2 protein-coding genes and 1 pseudogene are annotated in these 3,102 nt (G+C 78.3%); all 3 read left to right on the top strand.

What is annotated here, in order from left to right; all coding sequences use genetic code 11:
- A pseudogene (locus tag MHY85_RS20665) lies at positions 1–258 on the top strand (hypothetical protein); the annotation flags it as partial.
- Positions 251–2,167 carry a glycoside hydrolase family 26 protein gene (locus tag MHY85_RS21680; RefSeq protein WP_304519023.1) on the top strand — a complete coding sequence of 639 codons (1,917 nt, stop codon included), beginning with the start codon at positions 251–253 and terminating at the stop codon, positions 2,165–2,167. The pseudogene MHY85_RS20665 and the gene MHY85_RS21680, both read left to right, overlap by 8 nt.
- Positions 2,168–2,262: 95 nt before the next feature.
- On the top strand, positions 2,263–3,045 hold the full coding sequence (locus MHY85_RS20680; RefSeq protein ID WP_239200288.1) for a VOC family protein: 783 nt from the start codon (positions 2,263–2,265) through the stop codon (positions 3,043–3,045).
- Positions 3,046–3,102 lie beyond the last annotated feature (57 nt).

Below are 3,102 nucleotides of genomic sequence, written 5' to 3' on the forward strand. Positions count from 1 at the left end.
GTGCGGGTGGACGGCGGCGCCGCGGTGCGGTGGCCCGCGCTCGCGTCCGCCGCGGTGCACGCGGGGCCGGAAGGCGCCGTCGCGACCGCCACCGCACCCGCCACCGCACCGGCCCGCGCGCCGGCCCCCGCCCCGGTCCGGAGCCGGGCGCGCACCGCGACGCCGCGGGCCACGCGGCGCCGCCCGAACCCGCTCGCGGCCGTGCCGTACCTGGTGGCCGCGGTCCTGCTCGCCTCGGAGGCCCTCCTCTATGTCTGAGCCGCCCACCCCCGCCCTGACCGGAGCCCCGTGGTGGCTGCCGGGAACCCGCGGCATGACCGTCCGCGCCCGCGCCGCCACCGCCGCGGTGGTCGTCGCGCTCGTGACCCTGACCGTCCTGGTGTGGACGTCGCCCACCGGACTGCCCGACAGCGGCGACCGGGACGGGCCCTCCGCCGCGGAGCTGCGCCTCCGCGCGGAGAACGACGCGCTGGAGGGCCGGCTCGCGGCGGCCGAGGCCGAGGGCGACGCGCTGCGCGGGGTCGTCGGCCGGGAGCAGACCGCCCGACGGAACGGCCAGGCGGCCGCCGCCCAGGCGCGGGCCGAGCGCGAGGCCGAGCGGCGGGCGGAGCAGGAGCGGGCCGCGCACGAGGCGGCGTCGGGGTCGGGGTCCGGGTCGGGGTCGGGATCCGGGTCGGGCTCGGGGTCCGGCTCCGGGTCGGGCTCCGGCTCCGGGCGCTCGGGCGCGTCCGGCTCCGGGCGTCCGGGCGGCCCGGCCGGAGCGGTCGGCGCGGGCGCCGTGGTCGCGGGAGGCGCGGGCGCCACCGGGACGCCGGCGACGGGCCGCCCGGCGGCGGGCCGGCCGTCCTCGGGTGGTCCTGCCGCCGCGCCCGACCCCGCGCCCACCGCGCCGTCGCGGGCCGCCCTGCTCGACCCCGCGCAGCGGTACTACGGCATGTACACCGAGCAGGCGCCGTTCAGCTGGTCCACGTTCGACGCCGCGGCGGTCAAGGTCGGGCGGACCCCGAACATGGTCGGGTACTTCAGCGGCTGGGACCAGGAGTACCGCGCGAACGCCGTCACCCGCGCCTGGCAGCGCGGCATGCTGCCCCTGCTCACCTGGGAGTCGCGGCCGATCGAGGCGAAGAACGGGGTCGTCGACGAGCCCGCCTACGCGCTCCCGCGGATCATCGACGGCGACTGGGACGCCTACCTCACCCGGTTCGCCCGGGACGTCGCCCGCACCGGCCTGCCGGTGGCGATCCGGTTCGACCACGAGATGAACGGCTCCTGGTACCCGTGGGCCGAGCAGAACGCCGGCGGCCGCTCGGTCAACGGCAACGGCCGGGGCGACTTCGCCCGCATGTGGCGGCACGTGCACGACGTCTTCGAGGCGAACGGCGCCAACCGGTACGTCATCTGGGTCTGGGCGCCGAACATCATCAACAATCTCGGGGGCCCGCTCGCGCGGACCAGCTACCTGGAGAGCCTGTACCCCGGCGACGCGTACGTGGACTGGGTCGGCGTCTCCGGCTACCAGCGGCCACCGATCCGCGACGGCAACGACTCGACGTTCTCCTTCACCTACGACCGCACCCTGGACCAGCTCCGCGCGATCACCGACAAGAAGATCCTGCTGGCCGAGGTCGGGGCCTCGGAGCTCGGCGGCACCAAGCCCGCCTGGCTGCGCTCGTTCTTCCGGGGCTTCGACCCGGGTCGCAACGACGACGTCATCGGCTTCTCCTGGTTCAACCTGGCCGTCACCACCTACGTCGGCGGCGAGCTCGCCACCAACGACTGGCGGGTGGACTCCCGGCCGAACAGCCTCGCCGCCTTCCGGGAGGGCATCGCCGACCCCGCGCGGCGGTTCGGCGGGGCGGTCCTTCCCGGCGCGCCCGCGGCGGCGGGGTCGGCCTCGGCCGCGGCTCCCGCCACCGGGCCGACCGCGACGTCGACCACCGGAGCGGCCTCCGGCACGGGCACGGCCGCCGCCGGCGCCGCGGCGTCCGGCACCGGCCCGCCGAGCGCGGCACCGGCGCCCGCGCCGCCGGCGGCGTCTCCGCCGGGGACGGGGGCGACGGCCGACCCGGCGGTGACGCCCGCACCGGCGCCCTCGCCGGCCGGCAGCGGCCCGGCGCCGGCCGAGGTCGCCCCGTCGCCCGCCCCGAGCCCGTCGCCGTCGCCGTAGGGCCCCGGGGCCTGGTGGGTGTCGGGGGTCGGTGGTCTGATGGGCCTAGTGGCGGGCCGACCGGGTCGCGCCGGAGTCGACGGACGGGGACCACGATGACCACGCGCGACACCCCCTGGCCCGACGGCACGCCCTGCTGGGTGGAGCTCGCCGTCCCGGACCTGGAGCTCGGCCGGCAGTTCTACGGCCACCTGCTCGGCTGGGACTGGGAGATCGGCACCGAGGAGACGGGGTTCTACTCCGAGGCGCTCGTCGGCGGCCGGCGCGCCGCCGCGCTCAGCGGGTACCAGCCCGACGGCGCCGAGCCGCGCTGGCTGACGTTCCTCGCCACGCAGGACGTCCGCGCGCGGACCGAGGCCGCGCTCGCCGCGGGCGCCCGGTCGCTCGCCGCCCCGATGGACGTCATGGACTTCGGCGCGATGGCCGTCCTGGCGGACCCGGCCGGGGCCCCGTTCGCGCTCTGGCAGGCGGGCACGTCCATCGGCGCGGAGGTCGTCGACGAGCACGGGGCGCTCGCCTGGACCGAGCAGATGTCCGCCGACCCGGCGGCGGCCCGGGCGTTCTACACCGGGGTCTTCGGGTACGCCCTGGACGACATCAGCGGGCCCGGGTTCGACTACACCACGCTGCTGCTCGACGGCCGGCCGGTCGGCGGGATCGGCGGCGGGGGCGACCGGCCGGAGTGGGCGGTCTACCTGCGGGTGGACGACGCGGACGCGATCACGGCGGCGGCGCCGCGGCTCGGCGGCTCCGTCCACCTCGCGCCGGAGGACACCCCGTACGGGCGGATCGCGGGCATCACCGGGCCGTTCGGCGAGCGGTTCTGGGTCATGGCGGCCACCAGCACGGAGGGCGGGGCCGACGGCGCGCAGGGCTGACGGGCGCGGGCAGGGCTGACGGGCGCGGGGCTGACGGGGGCGAGCAGGGCTGACGGG

It is taken from the genome of Cellulomonas sp. ACRRI (assembly GCF_022346185.1).
Lineage (GTDB): Bacteria > Actinomycetota > Actinomycetes > Actinomycetales > Cellulomonadaceae > Cellulomonas.

Excerpts from the sequence above, each read along its gene's own strand:
- MHY85_RS21680 (WP_304519023.1), top strand. The coding sequence starts at position 251 with ATGTCTGAGCCGCCCACCCCCGCCCTGACCGGAGCCCCGTGGTGGCTG.
- MHY85_RS20680 (WP_239200288.1), top strand. The coding sequence starts at position 2,263 with ATGACCACGCGCGACACCCCCTGGCCCGACGGCACGCCCTGCTGGGTG.